Annotated in this window: 14 protein-coding genes and 3 tRNA genes; 7 read left to right on the forward strand and 10 right to left on the reverse strand. The window is 40.7% G+C overall.

The annotated features are described in order from the left end of the window. Positions 1-129 precede the first annotated feature (129 nt). Positions 130-1,548, reverse strand: a complete 1,419-nt coding sequence (gene gltX / locus RDV63_RS10360; protein ID WP_313909425.1) for a glutamate--tRNA ligase — start codon at positions 1,546-1,548, stop codon at positions 130-132. A gap of 238 nt (positions 1,549-1,786) precedes the next feature. Here gltX and RDV63_RS10365 point away from each other — a divergent pair. The 3 genes from RDV63_RS10365 (at position 1,787) to RDV63_RS10375 (ending at position 2,257) form a co-directional block, all read left to right on the forward strand. Continuing rightward, positions 1,787-1,862, forward strand: a tRNA-Val gene (locus RDV63_RS10365). Positions 1,863-1,992: 130 nt separating this feature from the next. Beyond that, a tRNA-Val gene (locus tag RDV63_RS10370) sits at positions 1,993-2,068 on the forward strand. Between the two features lie 113 nt (positions 2,069-2,181). After that, positions 2,182-2,257: transfer RNA gene (locus RDV63_RS10375), tRNA-Val, on the forward strand. A gap of 379 nt (positions 2,258-2,636) precedes the next feature. On the opposite strand, the gene RDV63_RS10380 is transcribed toward RDV63_RS10375, so the two are convergent. Both RDV63_RS10380 and cls read right to left on the reverse strand, forming a co-directional pair. Next, entirely contained in the window at positions 2,637-3,266 is a 630-nt protein-coding gene (locus RDV63_RS10380; protein ID WP_313909426.1) for a 7-cyano-7-deazaguanine/7-aminomethyl-7-deazaguanine transporter, read from the reverse strand. A gap of 109 nt (positions 3,267-3,375) precedes the next feature. Beyond that, positions 3,376-4,806, reverse strand: a complete 1,431-nt coding sequence (cls, locus tag RDV63_RS10385; protein ID WP_313909427.1) for a cardiolipin synthase — start codon at positions 4,804-4,806, stop codon at positions 3,376-3,378. A 215-nt stretch (positions 4,807-5,021) separates the two neighbouring features. Here cls and RDV63_RS10390 point away from each other — a divergent pair, with 215 nt between their 5' ends. The 4 genes from RDV63_RS10390 (at position 5,022) to RDV63_RS10405 (ending at position 8,671) form a co-directional block, all read left to right on the forward strand. Beyond that, complete coding sequence (locus RDV63_RS10390) at positions 5,022-5,360, forward strand: hypothetical protein (protein WP_313909428.1); 339 nt, start codon at positions 5,022-5,024, stop codon at positions 5,358-5,360. A 99-nt stretch (positions 5,361-5,459) separates the two neighbouring features. Beyond that, entirely contained in the window at positions 5,460-6,032 is a 573-nt protein-coding gene (locus RDV63_RS10395; protein WP_313909429.1) for a hypothetical protein, read from the forward strand. A 100-nt stretch (positions 6,033-6,132) separates the two neighbouring features. Beyond that, complete coding sequence (locus tag RDV63_RS10400; protein ID WP_313909430.1) at positions 6,133-7,551, forward strand: L-serine ammonia-lyase; 1,419 nt, start codon at positions 6,133-6,135, stop codon at positions 7,549-7,551. Between the two features lie 4 nt (positions 7,552-7,555). Continuing rightward, positions 7,556-8,671 carry a serine hydrolase domain-containing protein gene (locus RDV63_RS10405; RefSeq protein WP_313909432.1) on the forward strand — a complete coding sequence of 372 codons (1,116 nt, stop codon included), beginning with the start codon at positions 7,556-7,558 and terminating at the stop codon, positions 8,669-8,671. Here RDV63_RS10405 and RDV63_RS10410 read toward each other — a convergent pair whose 3' ends face one another. The 7 genes from RDV63_RS10410 to RDV63_RS10440 form a co-directional block, all read right to left on the reverse strand. Then, positions 8,672-9,172: a DUF2919 family protein gene (locus RDV63_RS10410; RefSeq protein ID WP_313909433.1), complete on the reverse strand. Its 501-nt coding sequence runs from the start codon at positions 9,170-9,172 to the stop codon at positions 8,672-8,674. Further along, positions 9,169-9,504, reverse strand: a complete 336-nt coding sequence (locus RDV63_RS10415; protein ID WP_313909434.1) for a DUF3392 domain-containing protein — start codon at positions 9,502-9,504, stop codon at positions 9,169-9,171. Before RDV63_RS10415 ends, RDV63_RS10410 begins: the two co-directional genes overlap by 4 nt. A 1-nt stretch (position 9,505) precedes the next feature. After that, positions 9,506-11,536 carry an NAD-dependent DNA ligase LigA gene (gene ligA, locus RDV63_RS10420; RefSeq protein ID WP_313909435.1) on the reverse strand — a complete coding sequence of 677 codons (2,031 nt, stop codon included), beginning with the start codon at positions 11,534-11,536 and terminating at the stop codon, positions 9,506-9,508. 93 nt (positions 11,537-11,629) lie between these two features. After that, entirely contained in the window at positions 11,630-12,544 is a 915-nt protein-coding gene (zipA, locus tag RDV63_RS10425) for a cell division protein ZipA (protein WP_313909436.1), read from the reverse strand. Positions 12,545-12,558: 14 nt separating this feature from the next. Further along, on the reverse strand, positions 12,559-15,996 hold the full coding sequence (gene smc / locus RDV63_RS10430; RefSeq protein ID WP_313909437.1) for a chromosome segregation protein SMC: 3,438 nt from the start codon (positions 15,994-15,996) through the stop codon (positions 12,559-12,561). A gap of 79 nt (positions 15,997-16,075) precedes the next feature. Continuing rightward, complete coding sequence (locus RDV63_RS10435) at positions 16,076-16,696, reverse strand: mechanosensitive ion channel domain-containing protein (RefSeq protein ID WP_313909439.1); 621 nt, start codon at positions 16,694-16,696, stop codon at positions 16,076-16,078. Positions 16,697-16,716: 20 nt separating this feature from the next. Continuing rightward, entirely contained in the window at positions 16,717-17,211 is a 495-nt protein-coding gene (locus RDV63_RS10440; protein WP_313909440.1) for a YcgN family cysteine cluster protein, read from the reverse strand. Positions 17,212-17,213 lie beyond the last annotated feature (2 nt).

The raw sequence follows: 17,213 nt of genomic DNA on the forward strand, positions 1-17,213 counted from the left end.
CTGTCATCGAACAATAGTGATAGCAATTTGAGCTTTATATAATGGCTCTATTTTAACAGCTTTGATGTTCAGCCCAAGTAAACTGAACTGAACATCTTGGCTTTTTGCCGTGTATTAGCTTTTTAATAACTAAGCGTTAGTTTCAGCAATACGTTGCTCTACATAGGCAATAGCTTGTTGCAAGCGAGTTAAACTACGCGTTTTACCAATCATGCTTAAGGTTAGATCTAACGCCGGTGAATTGCCTCCACCTGTTACAGCAACCCGTAATGGCATACCAATTTTACCCATGCCTACACCTAGGGTTTCTGCCGTTTCGTTAATGGCTTGGTGTAAACTAGCTTGGTTCCAATCAGTTAACTCAGCCAGTTTAGCTGCAACTGCTTGTAAAGGCTCTAAAGCAACTGGCCGTAAATGTTTTTTTGCTGCATCAGCATCAAACTCAGCAAAGTCTTCGTAAAAGTAGCGACTAACTTCAACCATTTCTTTTAAGGTTTTCACTCTTTCTGCTTGTGCCGCTACTAAGTCTGTTAATGCTGGTCCCGTGCTAGTATCTAACTGCTGCTGGCTAAGATGCCACTGTAAATGCTCAACAACCTGCTCTGCTGGCATGGTTTTCATATAATGCTGGTTTAACCAAATTAATTTATCAGTATTAAATGCAGAGGCTGAACGATTACAATCACTTAAATCGAACTTTTCTATCAGTTCTTCTTTACTAAATATTTCTTGATCACCATGTGACCAGCCTAAACGCACTAAATAGTTTAATAGCGCTTCTGGTAAAAAGCCGTTATCACGATATTGCATAACGCCAACCGCACCATGACGTTTAGATAAACGTTTACCATCATCACCTAAAATCATTGGTACGTGGGCATATTTAGGGATCTGAGCACCTAAAGCAGCTAAGATATTCATCTGCCTAGGTGTATTATTAATATGATCATCACCACGAATAACATGGGTAATACCCATTTTCCAATCATCAACTACTACCGTTAAATTGTAGGTTGGTGTGCCATCACTACGGGCAATAATTAAATCATCTAATTCGGCATTAGCAATTTCAATTTTGCCTTTAATCATGTCATCAATCACCACCACACCCTGCTGCGGATTTTTAAACCGAATTACATAAGGTTTATCGGTTGGGTGATCTGTGCGATCGCGCCACATGCCGTTATAACGAGGCTTTTCACCTGCAGCACTTTGCGCTTCACGCATAGCATCTACTTCTTCAATAGTACAAAAGCACTTATAAGCATGGCCTGATGCTAAAAGCTGAGCTACCACCTCTTTATATAAATCAAAACGTTGGGTTTGATAGAACGGACCTGAATCATGGTCTAAACCTAACCATGCCATACCTTCTAAAATAGCATCTACCGACTCCTGGGTAGAGCGCTCTAAATCGGTATCTTCAATCCGTAAAATAAATTTACCTTGATTTTTGCGAGCATAAAGCCAGCTAAATAATGCAGTACGAGCACCACCAACATGCAAATAGCCTGTAGGGCTAGGCGCGAAACGAGTTACTAAAGACATAATTTTTCCAAATTCGGTGTGAAATTGACGACTTAGTACTATTGTACCAATGACATCGAATTGATGCACCCGCTATACATAACTGATTGCAGCAGTTTTTTATGTTTTGTTTTATCTGCCCGTATAACTAAGCTAAATAATGCTATTATGATTACTTTTGCAGCAAGCGAGTCAAAATTGCAAAAATAATGTTGACAGCTTTGCTCTGCTCCCTATAATGAGCGCCATCAAACAGAGTGGATTGTTAGCTCAGCTGGGAGAGCACCGCCCTTACAAGGCGGGGGTCACTGGTTCGAACCCAGTACAATCCACCATTTTTGATTAAGTCATGATAGAGCACCGCCCGCTCCTTATGACAAAACGGTTGCCACTGATTAAACCCAGTACAATCCACCATTTTTGGTAAACAAGATTTAAAATGTTGTGATATAGTAAGTTCCCCGTGGATTGTTAGCTCAGCTGGGAGAGCACCGCCCTTACAAGGCGGGGGTCACTGGTTCGAACCCAGTACAATCCACCAAGTTTTTGGTTATATCAAGAGAGAGCACCGCCCGCTCCTCATGACAAAACGGTTGCCACTGGTTAAACCCAGTACAATCCACCATTTACTATATTATTTACATCAACTCCCATGGATTGTTAGCTCAGCTGGGAGAGCACCGCCCTTACAAGGCGGGGGTCACTGGTTCGAACCCAGTACAATCCACCATTTTTTAAAAACCATAGCAAAACACCGCCCTACTTTTTACTAAGACACGGTTGCCACTAGCTCGAACCCAGTACAATCCACCATTTATTTTTAAAATCATAGCAAAACACCGCCCTACTTTTTACTAAGACACGGTTGCCACTAGCTCGAACCCAGTACAATCCACCATTTATTTTTAAAACCATAACAAATCACCGCCCTACTTTTTACTAAGACACGGTTGCCACTAGCTCGAACCCAGTACAATCCACCATTTATTTTTAAAACCATAACAAATCACCGCCCTACTTTTTACTAAGACATGGTTGTCTCTACCAGCTAGAATCAAAGCTCTGCATATACCACTCAGCACTAAAAATTCAGCATTCAACACTAAGCACTAAACCGCCTCACCTCTTGCTTGCGATTGTAATTTACTGATTAAAATATTGAGTAATACACCATACAAAGGCACGAAAATAATCAAGCTAATCAGTAGCTTTATAACATAATCGACAGCGGCTATTTCCACCCAATTCTCAGCCATAAATGTATTACTGCTATGCCAGAACGCGACAGAGAAAAAGACAAAGGTATCAACTAGGTTGCCAAATATGGTTGAAGTACTCGGAGCTATCCACCATAAACGATTTCTTCGCAGGTGGGCGAATATATGAACATCAATTAACTGGCCTACAACATAAGCGGCGAAACTTGCTATTGAGATCCGAAATACAAAGCTATTAAAGGCTAAAAGTGCAGCCCAACCATGAAAGTCGCCTTGGTGAAACAAGGTGGAAATAATATAAGATGCTAATAAAGCGGGTATCATTACATAACCAATAACTCGCTGTGCACTTTGTTTACCTAGTAAACGCACTGTTAGATCGGAAGCAAGGAAGATAAATGGAAAGCTAAAGGCTCCCCAAGTAGTTTGATAACCAAACAGTGCTATAGGGAATTGTACTAAGTAGTTACTAGAGATGATGATTAAAATATGAAACGCGATAAGCGCAATAACAGCTTTCATTACATAACCTTTTTGAATGGGGCGAGGGAACCATTGCTGAATCCAGCAGAACGAGCCTGAAGTATACCCTTAATAAAAAGGCTCGTCAGCTCTATTTATTAGACTCTTCTTATAAGACAGGACCTATTGTTGCAATAACATTCTTCCAAATTCGTCGGTAATAAGGCCAACTTAGCACTGTGGCTAATTCAATTCTTTCTGAATCAGCAATATAAACTTGCTGTCGTTGTCTAATAGCTAGAGTAGTAACTTCATCCTGCAGTAAAATATTATTTTCATAATTTAAATCAAAACTGCGCAAGTCAATATTTGATGAGCCTATTAAGCTAATGCAACCATCGATAGTCAGCGTTTTTGCATGTAAGAGCCCACTTGTATATTCTTGGATTACACAGCCTGCTTCAAGCAACTGCTGGTAATAACTTCTGCTTGCTGCTGAAACAATCCAACTGTCATTCACTTTTGGAAAGATTAAAATCACTGCAACACCACGGTAGGCAGCGGCACAAAGCGATTCTAGTAAGATAGTATCAGGAACAAAATAAGGTGTTGAAATTATCAATTCAGTTTGGGCGCTAGCGATCAAATTAGCAAAAAGCTGCTGCGCTGCACCGCGACGCTCTGTTGGTCCAACCCCCATAACTTGAGCAGGAAAGCCACCAGCAATAGGTGTAGCCATTAATTTAAAGCTTTCTAAAGGCTCGCCAGTAGCCTGCATCCAGTCACTGGCAAACAATAGCTGGTTTTGTGCTACCACAGGTCCTTCAAAACGCAACATGATATCAACCCAAGGTCCATATTTAGCCTTAGGTAAAAACTCTGGATCTGCCGAATTTCTGCTACCACAATAGGTTATACGCGAGTCAATAACGGTTATTTTACGGTGATTTCTTAAATCAAGTCGACTAAAATACATGGTGCGGATCAGGTTATTAAATGGCAAGGCCACCGCTAATTTAACACCGGCATCTTGCATCGCTTGCCAACGCTTAGATTTAATAAATCTGCGCGAACCAAGGCCATCAGCCATGGCTCTACAATTTACCCCTCTTTGTGCCGCCCTAATTAAGGCTTCGGCTATGCTGCTACCGGTATGATCGTCAAGCCAAATATAATAAAGTACATTAACATGATCAGTAGCGGCATCTATATCTGCAACTATACGATTCAGCGTTTCTTCGCCATCTGCCATCAATTCTGCAGTGTTGCCCGCGACAGTCTGAAAACCATTAATTGAACCAGCATAATGAAAACCAGTACGATAAACAGGTGCAATTAACTGGTTAATCTTGGTTTTATCTCCCATATAGTCAAAAGCTTTAGTTTTAATTTCAGCAAAAATTTTATCATGGCGCTTAATGGCTCTTTTGCCGATGTCGATTTCACCAAATAAAAAATAAGCTATAACGCCAAAATAAGGTAGCGCATTTAATACAATAAACCACGCTAAACGTGCAGGTGGTGATAAATCATCGCGAAGTAATATTCGTGTAGTAAAAGTAAGAACCAATAAAAAGTGCAGAACAACAATAATAATCATTTATTAACTCATCCCTAGTTTGTAAGGGCGACGTTTAAAACGTAAAACCTACTTATTCCAGTCAGTATACTAACACTTAAGCGCTGAATGTTATTGATTTAATATACTAAGCCTGTAACGTTAATGCTGAGTTATTTAGAAGCCAATTCAACAACAAACCCCAGAGTCATTGACTCTACTGCTATTATTTTAACAATACTAAACCGAGATAAAATATGTATGAAAATAAAAGTCAGCCTTTAGCTTCTGGAAAAGTATTCGGCATGCGAATACTACTGCATCTAATTTTTGCTGCCATTTTAGTTATTTTAACCTTAGCAGTTGGTGTAGCCGGGCATATTTATTTCGACAATATGCGCTTTAGCTCAGCCCTTGTTGCCTCTATTACATTAACTAGTGGCTTAGGCTTATCTATTCTGCCTAATACGACGTCAGGGCAGTTATTTGCTAGTTTGTACGGAATTTTGTCTAGTTATATTTATATCGCGACCACTACTATTGTTATAGCGCCAATTTTGCATAGATTATTTCATAAGTTTCATTTAGATGAATAATTAAGCTTTGCTAAGTTGTCCGCGTTGGTAATATAAAGCAAGACTGATAAGATGTTAAAATGAGAAAGCAGATCAATTTGACATGGAAGGCTCACACTTATGCACCACTTTAAATATTGGATATTATTATTACTGTTAACTCTTGCTTTAGTTTCAGGCTGCGCCAATAATCCCCTTGGCATGAGTGATGACGAATGGCACCTGTTAACGCCTGAACAACAATTTGAAGCCCGTAAAATTCAGGATGAACGTGATGAGGCGGCGCGAGTGCGTCGTGCTGAGCAACAGGCTCAAGAAGCTGCAGCCCAAGCAAAATTAATTGAATTACGACGCACAGCTCCTTATGGCGATGTCATACAATGTTCTATCACGCAAGCAAAAGGCTTATTTGCAAAAAATGAATGGCATCCCCTACTTCCTATTAGCATTGAGATGCATCATAGCGAAGCAGCACGAAAATTAGATTTAATGCGTCAAGACCAAACTAGTAGCAATATAACGTTAAAACTAGAGTTTGATGGTTTAAATGTAAAAGTTTGCCGAAGTAACAATCGTGATTGTGATGTTATGGCTGGCACTGCAGCTCAATTTAAGCGTGGGATCTCTCGACATATTAAAGTTAAAAATGCTGTAGACGGTACGCTTTTTTGTTCATTCCCGCTGCGCAGATAGTGATATAAACTAGTTTAATTTATTATAATGGACAGGGTAATTAGTCATTCTAAATTCTATGCAGCCATTACATACATCTAAATATTATTAAGAGATAAAAATGGAATCAATTAGTGTATTTGAAATAATTAAAGTCGGCATTGGCCCATCAAGCTCACATACCATGGGACCATGGAATGCTGCTGAGCTATTTATAAACCTGATCCGTAAAGATCACAAAATAACTGATGTTAAAGAAGTATTTGTTGAGTTTTTTGGTTCCTTAGCCAAGACTGGAATAGGTCACGGCACTGATATTGCTGGTATGTTAGGTTTATCTGGTGAAGACTTTAAAACAATTGATACCACAAAAATTAACGAAAAAATAGCGGCAATAAAAGCTGCAAATTCGTTAAAGTTAGCAGCTGAAGTTGATATTCCCTTTGTCTATGGCCACCACCTCATTTTAAATACGTTAAAAAGCCTAGATTTTCATCCTAATGGCATGATTTTTAAAGCTGTATTTAAAGATGGCACTGAGCTTGAGCAGGACTATTACTCTATAGGTGGTGGCTTTGTCGCCACTAAAGAAGAAACTTCAGCTGATGAAGCTTGTACCCGAACTTTATATCCATGCCATTTAGGCAAAGATGTTCAATTTTATTGCGATAAGTTAGGGGTTTCTTTTTCTGATTTAGTTTATTTAAATGAAGAGAGTTGGCGTACTAGGCAAGAAACCGACGCAACAGCTTTAAGTATTTGGGAAAACATTAAAGACTGTATTTACAAAGGCGTCACTCAAGAAGGTATATTACCTGGTGGCTTGCGCGTTCATCGCCGGGCTGCAAAGTTAAACCGAACCTTACTGGGCCCAGATAAACATTATACTAGCCGCGATCAATGGTATCAGATGGTAGTTGAAGCTGAAGCCAGTTTTGTAAACATTAATAAGTGGGTATCTTGTTTTGCTTTGGCCGTAAACGAAGAGAACGCCAGTTTTGGCCGTATTATCACAGCTCCTACTAATGGTGCTAGCGGTATTATTCCTGCTGTTTTAATGTATTCACAAGCTTTTACCAAGTTTACCGGTGACGATAAGATCATCCGCTTTCTATTAGTAGCAGGTGAGATTGGTACTTTATTTAAGAAAAATGCCACTATTTCTGCAGCAATGGGCGGTTGCCAAGCTGAGACTGGCGTATCCTCAGCCATGGCGGCTGCAGGCTTAACTGAAATTATGGGTGGCTCACCAGGCCAAGTGTTAATGGCTGCAGAAATAGCTATGGAGCACCATTTAGGTTTAACCTGTGATCCTGTTGCGGGCTTAGTGCAAATTCCGTGTATTGAGCGCAACTCTATGGGGGCGATTAAAGCCATTACTGCGGCCAATATTGCCATAGAAAGCGACCCTACCAATGCCAGAGTAACCTTAGATGAAGTAATTCAAACCATGTGGGAAACAGCCCAAAGTATGAATAACCGTTTTAAAGAAACCTCTGAAGGCGGACTTGCTATAGCGGTAAATATTGCCGAGTGTTAATGACTTGTCTGCAGTTAAGCTTGCTCGGTTAGCTAGTCAAATCGAGCAAGCTTTAACACGACTTAATGCAGAGCCTGCAGCTGGCGTAACAGTTGCTGTTGCTTTAGCAGATGGCACTATACTTAATCATGCTCATGGCATAGCTAATACTACAGCGCAGCAAGTAATGACTAGTGGCGCTCTTATGCCAACAGGCAGCATTGGTAAAAGCTATGTGGCAGCCGTAGTCTTAATTATGGTAGCAGATGGCTTACTCGAACTAGATGCTCCTATAGCCCCATGGTTTGCTAATTCAGACTGGTATTATCGTTTACCTAATTACCATACTATTACCCTACGCCAGTTACTTAATCATAGTAGCGGCCTTATTGATCATGTATTTGATACAGGCACTAAGTTCTTAAAATACCTAAAACACAAAATCAATACTAACCAAGCTAGCCTGCCATTTTGCCCTTTAGATTTAGTTCAGTTTTCGTTAGATCAAGAACCACTCTTTAGCCCTGGCCAAGGTTTTCATTACAGCGATACTGGTTATATTTTAATCGGCATGATTATTGAGCAAGCTAGCTCACTTAGCTATTTTCAGCAGTTAAGCCAACGTATATTAGCGCCACAAAAATTAACTAATACCTTAGCCTTTGATCGCTGCAATATCACAGGTTTAGTGCAAGGTTACCCGCAACAGAGCCAAAGGCTATTTGCTATGCCAAAACAAATGCTTGTTAAGGGTAACTTAGTTATTCATCCCTCATTGGAATGGACTGGTGGCGGCTTAGTTAGTACAACCGCTGATCTTGTACGCTGGGCTAAACTGTTATTTGAGGCTAAAGTGATAGCCCCGCATTTATTAAATGAGATGCTGACTTCTATAGCAGTGCCAACACAAGCAGAAACTAATGAGCTTAGCTATGGTTATGGTTTAGGCATTAATATTAGCCATTCAAAATATGGCAACTGCTATCATCATGATGGCTTTTTCCCAGGTTACAAGTCTATTTTAACTTATTATCCTGCAGCAAAAGTCGCTCTTGCCATGCAAGTCAATACCGATGGCTGTAACATTTCACCCTGGCTCGATGAAATTACTAGTTTGGTTTTCAATAATTTAAATCTTTGATTATTTATTCGCTGACTTTTCACTTTTTTTATCAGTAGCAACTGGCCATTCTGCAAACACTAATCCTAAAGTTCGCGACCTAAGTAGCCATAATACACCTATAAAAATAGCAATAGGTGCCACAATACGCCAAGGCGCATCAAGCATCACTTGCTCGGGTAAGTGGCTAAGGGTTAATACTAAATCGGTTAAGGCCACTAGCAATAGAATAATACGGCTATGGCGCCACACTTTAAACCAAACTGGCTGGCCTTTAGGTTTACGCTGGCTGATAGCCGCTAGCAACAACAATAATGGACTGGCAACAATACAAGCAATAATAAAGTCTTGTTGTAACGGATAAACATAGGCTAATAAATCGCGTTGCTCTTTGGGCAAAGTTAACACTAACACCCAACTAATAAAGGGCCGTAATAGCAGTAATAATAACCAATATAAACGCATAGGCACTTTATGTAGGCCATGGTCATCTAATACCGGAAAGACAGGATAAGGTTTCATAGCTGGCGTTTTCGCTGGGCAAAGCTGCCTAAGATGATAAAGACAATTAAACACACCCAAGGTAACCAAAGGTTACTGAACTTAGCCAACTGCTTAGCCACCACTGGGGTTAAAAAGATAGTTAAAGCACCATAACCAAAGGCGCAAAGTAAAATAAAAATACTAGTGCGCCAGATAAAATGTAAATGAACAATTTGCCGCCTAACAGCTCGGTTGAGGTCATCGCCAAAAACCACCAAGCAAGTCGCTACCATAGCTAACGCAATATCTCGCACATAAGGTCTAAATAAACTGCCCCACTCGTTTAATAACGAATTAAATAAGTCCGCCAATTTAATTTACTCCATACTGGCTAAACACTTCTAACATTTTCTGCTCTGTCCAAACAACAATATTAAGCTCATTAGCTTTAATCAGTTTAGAGCCAGCATTATCCCCAGCAATAACGGCATGCGTTTTTGCAGACACTGAACCAGATACTTTAGCACCTAAGCGCTGTAACTTAGCTTTAGCTTCATCACGGCCCATGCTGGTTAAAGTGCCAGTTAGCACTATGGTTTGGCCTGCTAAAGGTTGCTCTGTCTGTTCTAACTGTGCAATCATAGGCCAGTGAATACCGGCTTGGCATAATTGGCTAATTACGGTTTGATTATGTGGTTCAGAAAAAAAGCTATACACTCTTTCTGCTACTACCGCCCCCACATCAGAGACTTGTTGGAGTTGTTCTATCGTTGCCTGTTGGATATTTTCTAACGAGGTAAAGTGATTTGCTAAACTCATAGCGGTAGCTTCACCAACATCACGAATGCCTAAGGCATAAATAAATTTAGCTAAAGTGGTTTGCTTAGACTGCGCAATGGCATGCAATAAATTCATTGCTGATTTTTCTGCCATCCGCTCCAGCCCCAGTAAACTTGGCATATCTAACTTATAAATATCGGCGGGTGTTTTTACCAATTCTTGCTCAACTAATTGCTCAGCTAATTTATCGCCAAAACCATCAATATCCATAGCTTTACGCGAAACAAAATGCTTAATTGACTCTTTTAATTGAGCAGCACAAAATAAACCACCACTACAACGTGCAGCTGCTTCACCTTCTATGCGCTCTATATGCGAGTCACACACTGGGCATTGGCTTGGAAACACAATATCAGTAGCGTCATCTGGCCGCTGGGCAAGAACAACAGAGACAATTTGCGGAATAACATCACCAGCACGACGCACTACTACTTGATCACCCACTTTAATGCCCAAGCGTGCTATTTCGTCTTGATTATGTAAAGTGGCATTACTCACAGTAACGCCGCCCACTACTACTGGCTCTAGCCTTGCGACAGGAGTAATAGCACCGGTACGACCAACCTGAAATTCGACCGCTAACAGTTTAGTCAACATTTCTTGAGCGGGAAACTTAAAAGCAATTGCCCAGCGTGGTGCTCTGGCTACAAAACCTAAGGCTTGCTGTTGGACTAAAGAGTCAACTTTAATCACCACACCATCAATTTCATAACCTAATTGCGCTCGTTGCTGCAAAATATGTTGATAATATCCCAATACTGACTGACTACCGGTAACTTGGCGTATTTCTGGGCAGATGGGCATGCCCCATTGCTTTAACTGCTGTAGTTGCCGATAGTGACTATCTGCAGCTAAATATTTGTTGTGATCTTCAACTTGACCAATACCGTAGGCATAAAACATCAATGGTCGCTGGGCGGTAATTTTAGCATCTAGTTGCCGCAAACTTCCCGCTGCGGCATTACGTGGGTTAGCAAAAACTTTTTGCCCGGCTTTTACTGCGGCAGCATTCATTGCAGTAAAACCATCCAGCGGCATAAAAACTTCGCCTCGTACTTCTAATACTTCTGGTACAGCGCCAAGTAAACGCAGCGGTATAGCCCTGATAGTTTTAACGTTAGTGGTAATATTTTCGCCTGTAGTGCCATCGCCCCGTGTTGCGGCTTGCACTAGATGGCCGTTTTCATAACGTATGCTAACGGCTAAACCATCTAGCTTTGGTTCGGCACAAAAAACAAACTCAGTACTGCTATCTAAGCTGTCAGCTATACGTTTAGTAAAAGCTAAGAATGATTCATCATCAAAGGCATTATCTAGCGATAGCATAGGCATTTGATGCTGCACTTGGCTAAACTTAGCTAAAGGTTTAGCCCCTACCCTTTGTGTAGGTGATGTACTAGTAATTAATTCGGGGTGTTCCGCTTCAATCTGTTGCAGCTGCTGAAAAAGCCGATCATATTCAGCATCAGGTATTGTTGGCTGATCTAATACGTAATACTGATAGCTATATTGCTCTAGTTTTTGTCGTAATTGCTGCAGTTGTTGCACAAGTGAATGGGTCATTTAGGTAGTACTCTTAAAAGCATGGCTGGCACCAGCCTAACAAAAACGGCAGGAATCTTACCTGCCGTTGCTATTATAATGTGTTAATAATAACTAGCCATGGATTAGCTTTTGGCGCTGAAACTCACGTATTTTATCAACATAATGGCGCACTGTTTGCACAGTTAACACACTGCGTTGGCCATCTAACACTTGGCCAGAGAACTCACTAGCAAGTTTTTTTGCCGCATTATGCATTAAATTGAAATTTTGCAATGCATCACCTGGCCCTGGCAGGGTCATAAACAAACTGACACCACGGGTTTGTAGTTTTTCCATGTTGTCTAAATCAAAGGTACCTGGATTAAACATATTGGCTAAACTAAATAATACTTCACCTGAACCTGAACTATCGATATGGCGATGGAAAATATCCATATCACCATATTTAAAACCTAATGTAAGTAAAACGCTTAACAGCTCATCGCCTTTAATTTCTTTAGTTTCTGGCAACAGAACATATAATATTAATACTTCACTAGGCTCTGGTGCGGCTTGAGTAGGCTCCTGCTCAAGACTTGGCTCTGAATAATCGATATCACTAAGGCTAATTGTCTCAGTTTGCTCATCAGCTAAAGCAGTAAAATTTAACTCAGGCTCTGCTTTTTCTGTAAAAGGTAACTCAGCTTGCCATTCGGCTTTATTATCAACTTGCTGGCTAGCTGTCGGCTTAGTTATAGTTGGCTTAGATAATGGCACTTTAGTTGCCGTAGGCTTAGGGCTCAGAGGATTAGTTGATGATTTAGCCGCACCTTGCTTAACCACTCGCACTTCACCTATGCCATACTCATCAAAGCCTTCTGCTGTTGGCGCTAAACTAGTGTCTGGTTGTTCACTTTCATCGTAATAACGATGTTTAGGTTGACCATTATTTTTACGCACTGTCCAAATACCATGCACTAGCAAAGCAATTAGCACTAAGGCGCCAATAATAATTAGTACTATACGAAAGCTCATTACGTCGTTCATTAGATTACCTTTGTCTAAGAAGCTGTTATCATTTTAACAGCATCATCCACATCCACAGCTACTATGCGTGATACACCGGGCTCTTGCATGGTGACGCCCATTAATTGTGTTGCCATTTCCATAGCTATTTTATTGTGGCTAATATAAATAAATTGTACCGTTTCCGACATTTCTCGAACTAAATTACAAAACCGTCCAACGTTAGCATCGTCTAAAGGTGCATCCACCTCATCTAACATACAAAAAGGTGCAGGATTTAGCTGAAAAATTGAAAACACTAATGATAAAGCGGTTAACGCTTTTTCACCACCCGATAATAAATGTATTGTACTATTTTTTTTACCCGGTGGCCGCGCCATAATACTGACACCCGTTTCCAGTAAGTCATCATCTGTTAAAGTTAAATAAGCACTACCGCCACCAAATACCTTAGGAAATAAACTTTTTAGACCCTCGTTTACTTGCTCAAAGGTCTGTTTAAACTTAGTGCGTGTTTCTTTGTCAATTTTACGAATAGCCGTTTCTAATGTTGTCATCGCAGCTTCTAAATCATCATTTTGTGCATCTAGATAATGCTTACGCTCAGCTTGTTGTTCATACTCATCTATAGCTGCTAGGTTAATGGCCCCTAAACGTTGAATAGCATCGGTAGTTAAATCTAACTGACGCTGCCAAGATTCTTCATCAGCTTCAGCGCTTAACTCGGCCAATACCTGTTTTAGATTAGCGTTTTGTTGCGCTAATTGTTCCAACATACTATTAGCTCGCACTCGAAAACCTTCTGCTTCGACTCGGATGGTCTCTAAAGCCACTCGCTTTTGCTGTAACAACTGCTCTATACTCAACTGTCCTTGTTCAAGCTGACGTATCTGTTGGTCTAGCCCAGATACCTCCTCTTGTTGCTGGTGCATACTTTGTTCAGCTTGTTCTAGCTCAAGCAATGTTTGCTGCAATTGTTCTTGTAATAATAATTCTGGTTCATCATCTTGCTGCAACTTTAGCTTAAACTCAGACACTTGCTCATGCAACTGCTGTTGCTGCTGTTTAGCCCTTTGGATACTCAAACTAAGTGTTTGCTGCTGTTGCTGACTCATTTTACACTGCAACACTAATTGCTGTTGTTGTTGCCGTTTTTGTTCAAAGTAGGCTTTATGCTGCATTAGCTGCTGCTGATTATTCTGCTGCTGTGATATAAGCTCATCTTGTTGCTGTTGATGACTTAACAGCTGTTCTTGGCATAACTCAAGCTGTATATGCTGTTCGGCAATTTGCTCTACAAGCATGGCTAAATTTAACCCTAATCTTTCTTTATTACTGATTAATTTAGCTTGTTGATTTTCTGCATATTGCAAGGCTTGCTCTGCTAACAATAGAGCCGTTTTCTGCTGCTGTATTTGCTGCTGTGCTATCGTTAATTGCGCTTGCTGCTGTCGCTGTGTTGCCTGCAATAATCCCAGGGCAGTTTGTTGCTCTAACTTAGTGGCATCAGCTTGTTTAAAATCTTGTTCAGCGGCCACTAACTCAGGCTTTACTGCTAATAAACGCTCAGAAATATGCAAGTAATTATCTTGATCAGCACCTGCGTATAAGCCCCAATTAGTCCCTAGCCAGACCCCATCGGCACTAATGATAGACTGATCTATGCTTAACGAAGCCTGAAGCGCATAAGCGTCTGCTGCATTTTTAGCTAAAAAGATATTATCAAAGCTTTGCGGATAGACACCGCTAATAATAACACTGCTCAAACGATTGTCTGCTTCTGTGGCGGCTTCAATATCTGTAGTTGCACAAACAAAGCTAGTTTGAGTAGCTTGTTGTTGAGTTAGCCTCTCAGTAGTAATAGCATTGGCATGTTGTAGCTGACCAAGGGCCATAGTAACAGCTAAAGCCCAACCTGGTTTCACTTCAAGTTGGCGCAATAATTGTTGTTGCTGAGTATCTTGCTGCTGCTGGCGTTGACTAAGGCGCTGCTGTTCAAGTTGTAAACTTTGCAATCTAGTTTGTGCTTGTTGCAATTGCGACTTAATCTGCTCTAACTGCTTAACCTGCTGGGCTACTTTTTGCTCAGTCGTTGTATATAAGGCTTGCTGTTGCTGATGGTTTTGCTCTGCACTACTTAGCTGATGTTGTTGTAGCCGGCACTCTTGCGCTAATGGGGCTATGGCTAACTGCGTAATTTCTTGTTCGATTTGTTGCTGCTGTTGGCTTAACTGCTGGTGTTGCTGTTGTTGGTTTTGCAACTGTAATTCAAGTTGCTGCTGTTTTTTTTGCAATTGAAACAGCTGCTGCTGCCACTGCTGATAAACTTGTTGTTGGCCTTGCTGTTGCTGCTCTAACACCGTGAGTTGCTGGGCTAATTCGTCTAATTGCGCCTCTAAGATAACTATCTCTGGTTGGTCATGTTCAATTTGCTTAGTAACTTCTTGATACTGCTCTTGCTCTGCTGCAATAAAATGACTGCTTTGCTGCAAACTTTGTTCAGCTTGCTGTAATTGCTGGTTTAGCTGTTGCTGCTGTTGGCGCTGATGCAGTATTTGTTGCTCTAAGCGACTAATAGTACTGCCCAGTTGATAAAATCGAGCTTGAAACTGGTCAAACTTTTGCCGTGCTTGCAAGTTTTGCTCTTTTAACTCTAATAGCTGTCGTTGCTCACCACTTTGCTCTGCATGATATTTTTCTAATTCTGTTGTTTGCTGGCTAAGCTGTTTTTCTAATTGCTCTAAGCGACTATTATAACTAAGCCATTTAATGCTAGTTAGCTCTGCTTTTAGCTTGCGCTCTTGTGCTTTTAATTCCTTGTAGCGCTGTGCTGCCGTTGCTTGTCGCTTTAGCTTTTCAATATTTTTACCCAGCTCATCACGAACATCACTTAAACGCTCTAGATTTTCTCGGGTGCGCTTGATCCGGTTTTCAGTATCACGACGACGCTCTTTATACTTTGATATGCCTGCGGCTTCTTCAATAAAAACCCGTAATTCTTGCGGTTTAGATTCAATTAAACGCGATATCATGCCTTGTTCTATAATGGCATAACTGCGCGGGCCTAAGCCGGTACCTAAAAATATATCGGTTATATCACGACGGCGACATTTGGTGCCATTAAGATAGTAAGTTGACTGAGCATCACGACTAACAGTTCGTTTAACTGCAATTTCACTGCGATCGGCTAAATTACCACTGATATAACCTTGGGTGTTTTCAAACAATAATTCGACAGAAGCTAATGAAACAGGCTTACGATGAGAGGAACCATTGAAAATAACGTCAGTCATGGCGTCACCGCGCAGGTTTTTAGCTGAACTTTCACCTAATACCCAACGAACGGCATCAATAACGTTTGATTTGCCGCAACCATTAGGCCCAACTACAGCGGTCATTTGCTGCAAAAAAGGCACTGTAGTTAAGTCTACAAAAGACTTAAAGCCGGAAAGTTTTATATGTTTTAAGCGCATTTGGGCTAAGCATAATAATTATTGTTCTGCCATCACAGCTAAATGTAGCAGATTGCTACAGTGACTACTATTAGTAAAGTTAATCATTTTTCTGATTTATCAGCACTTTACGCCGCCACTTCTGCGCTTTTTCTACCACTTTATGCTGAGTAGATATTTTACGGCTTTTATTTGGTAACACTATCACTGGGCGCGATACTATTAAGTTGTTGGGGTAGACAACTAATTCATTATTAACCGTTTTTAAAACTGTACTAAATAAGTTGATCTCAACAATACGTCCGTCGATATAATTCGCACCGTCGACAACTCGCACTTCTGCACCTTGGGAATAGGCTTTATGACCTAATAAAATAAAGAATGCCGTTATATTACTCAGTAACGACCAACTAGCAAATAAAGCTACGCCAACAATAGCGATTACCGACGAAGCTAATACCAGTAAGCCCCGAACGTCTAAGCCCCAAATCACACTTAAGACAATAATGAGCACTATAACTAATAAGATGTGCATCACTACAACTGCACGCTTATTCATGTCATCTTTAAGCCGACTATGCGCTATCAGCTTATATAACACCGGCAATAAGCGGCGACTAAACACAAAATACAAGCCTATCGACAACAAACTAAACAAAAATTGAATAGTCGTTGGGCTGAAATGCTGAGTTATTTGTTTTATCGATTCAACAAGCGACACTGTCACCTCGGTAGCTAAGACTAATCTAAATCGTTAAGTGGCCAAAGTACTATATAGTCTTCAAAGTCATCCATATCGACTTGTAACTCGCTAATGCTTTTATTTCGCACCGACATTTGCTTTTTGTGCATTAAGCTTTTTTTACCGCCATTTAACAAAGGATGCCAATGCGGTAACCCTCGGCCTTCGTGTAAACGGCGATAGGCACAACTAGTTGGCATAAAGAAAATATCTTTTAAATTATCTTTGGTCAAAGCAATGCAATCTGGCACTAACTGTGTACGCCTAGCGTATTCGGTGCATTCACAAGCATGGCTATTTAAATAGCGACAAGCAATGTTAGTAAAGTGTACTTGCTCATTAGCGTGCAACACTGCTGTTGGCCCTGCAGTTTCATCATCTTCTATAAACTTATTTAGGCAACATTTGCCACAGCCGTCACATAAGGCTTCCCATTCTTCGCTATTCATTTCAGACAGCGACTTACGTTCCCAAAATTTTTCAGCTAACGCCATCT

Source organism: Rheinheimera sp. MMS21-TC3, from assembly GCF_032229285.1.
Classification (GTDB): Bacteria; Pseudomonadota; Gammaproteobacteria; order Enterobacterales; family Alteromonadaceae; genus Alishewanella.

Excerpts from the sequence above, each read along its gene's own strand:
- zipA (WP_313909436.1), bottom strand. The coding sequence starts at position 12,544 with ATGAACGACGTAATGAGCTTTCGTATAGTACTAATTATTATTGGCGCC.
- ligA (WP_313909435.1), bottom strand. The coding sequence starts at position 11,536 with ATGACCCATTCACTTGTGCAACAACTGCAGCAATTACGACAAAAACTA.
- RDV63_RS10380 (WP_313909426.1), bottom strand. The coding sequence starts at position 3,266 with ATGAAAGCTGTTATTGCGCTTATCGCGTTTCATATTTTAATCATCATC.
- smc (WP_313909437.1), bottom strand. The coding sequence starts at position 15,996 with ATGCGCTTAAAACATATAAAACTTTCCGGCTTTAAGTCTTTTGTAGAC.
- gltX (WP_313909425.1), bottom strand. The coding sequence starts at position 1,548 with ATGTCTTTAGTAACTCGTTTCGCGCCTAGCCCTACAGGCTATTTGCAT.
- RDV63_RS10410 (WP_313909433.1), bottom strand. The coding sequence starts at position 9,172 with ATGAAACCTTATCCTGTCTTTCCGGTATTAGATGACCATGGCCTACAT.
- RDV63_RS10440 (WP_313909440.1), bottom strand. The coding sequence starts at position 17,211 with ATGGCGTTAGCTGAAAAATTTTGGGAACGTAAGTCGCTGTCTGAAATG.
- RDV63_RS10395 (WP_313909429.1), top strand. The coding sequence starts at position 5,460 with ATGCACCACTTTAAATATTGGATATTATTATTACTGTTAACTCTTGCT.
- RDV63_RS10390 (WP_313909428.1), top strand. The coding sequence starts at position 5,022 with ATGTATGAAAATAAAAGTCAGCCTTTAGCTTCTGGAAAAGTATTCGGC.
- RDV63_RS10400 (WP_313909430.1), top strand. The coding sequence starts at position 6,133 with ATGGAATCAATTAGTGTATTTGAAATAATTAAAGTCGGCATTGGCCCA.
- cls (WP_313909427.1), bottom strand. The coding sequence starts at position 4,806 with ATGATTATTATTGTTGTTCTGCACTTTTTATTGGTTCTTACTTTTACT.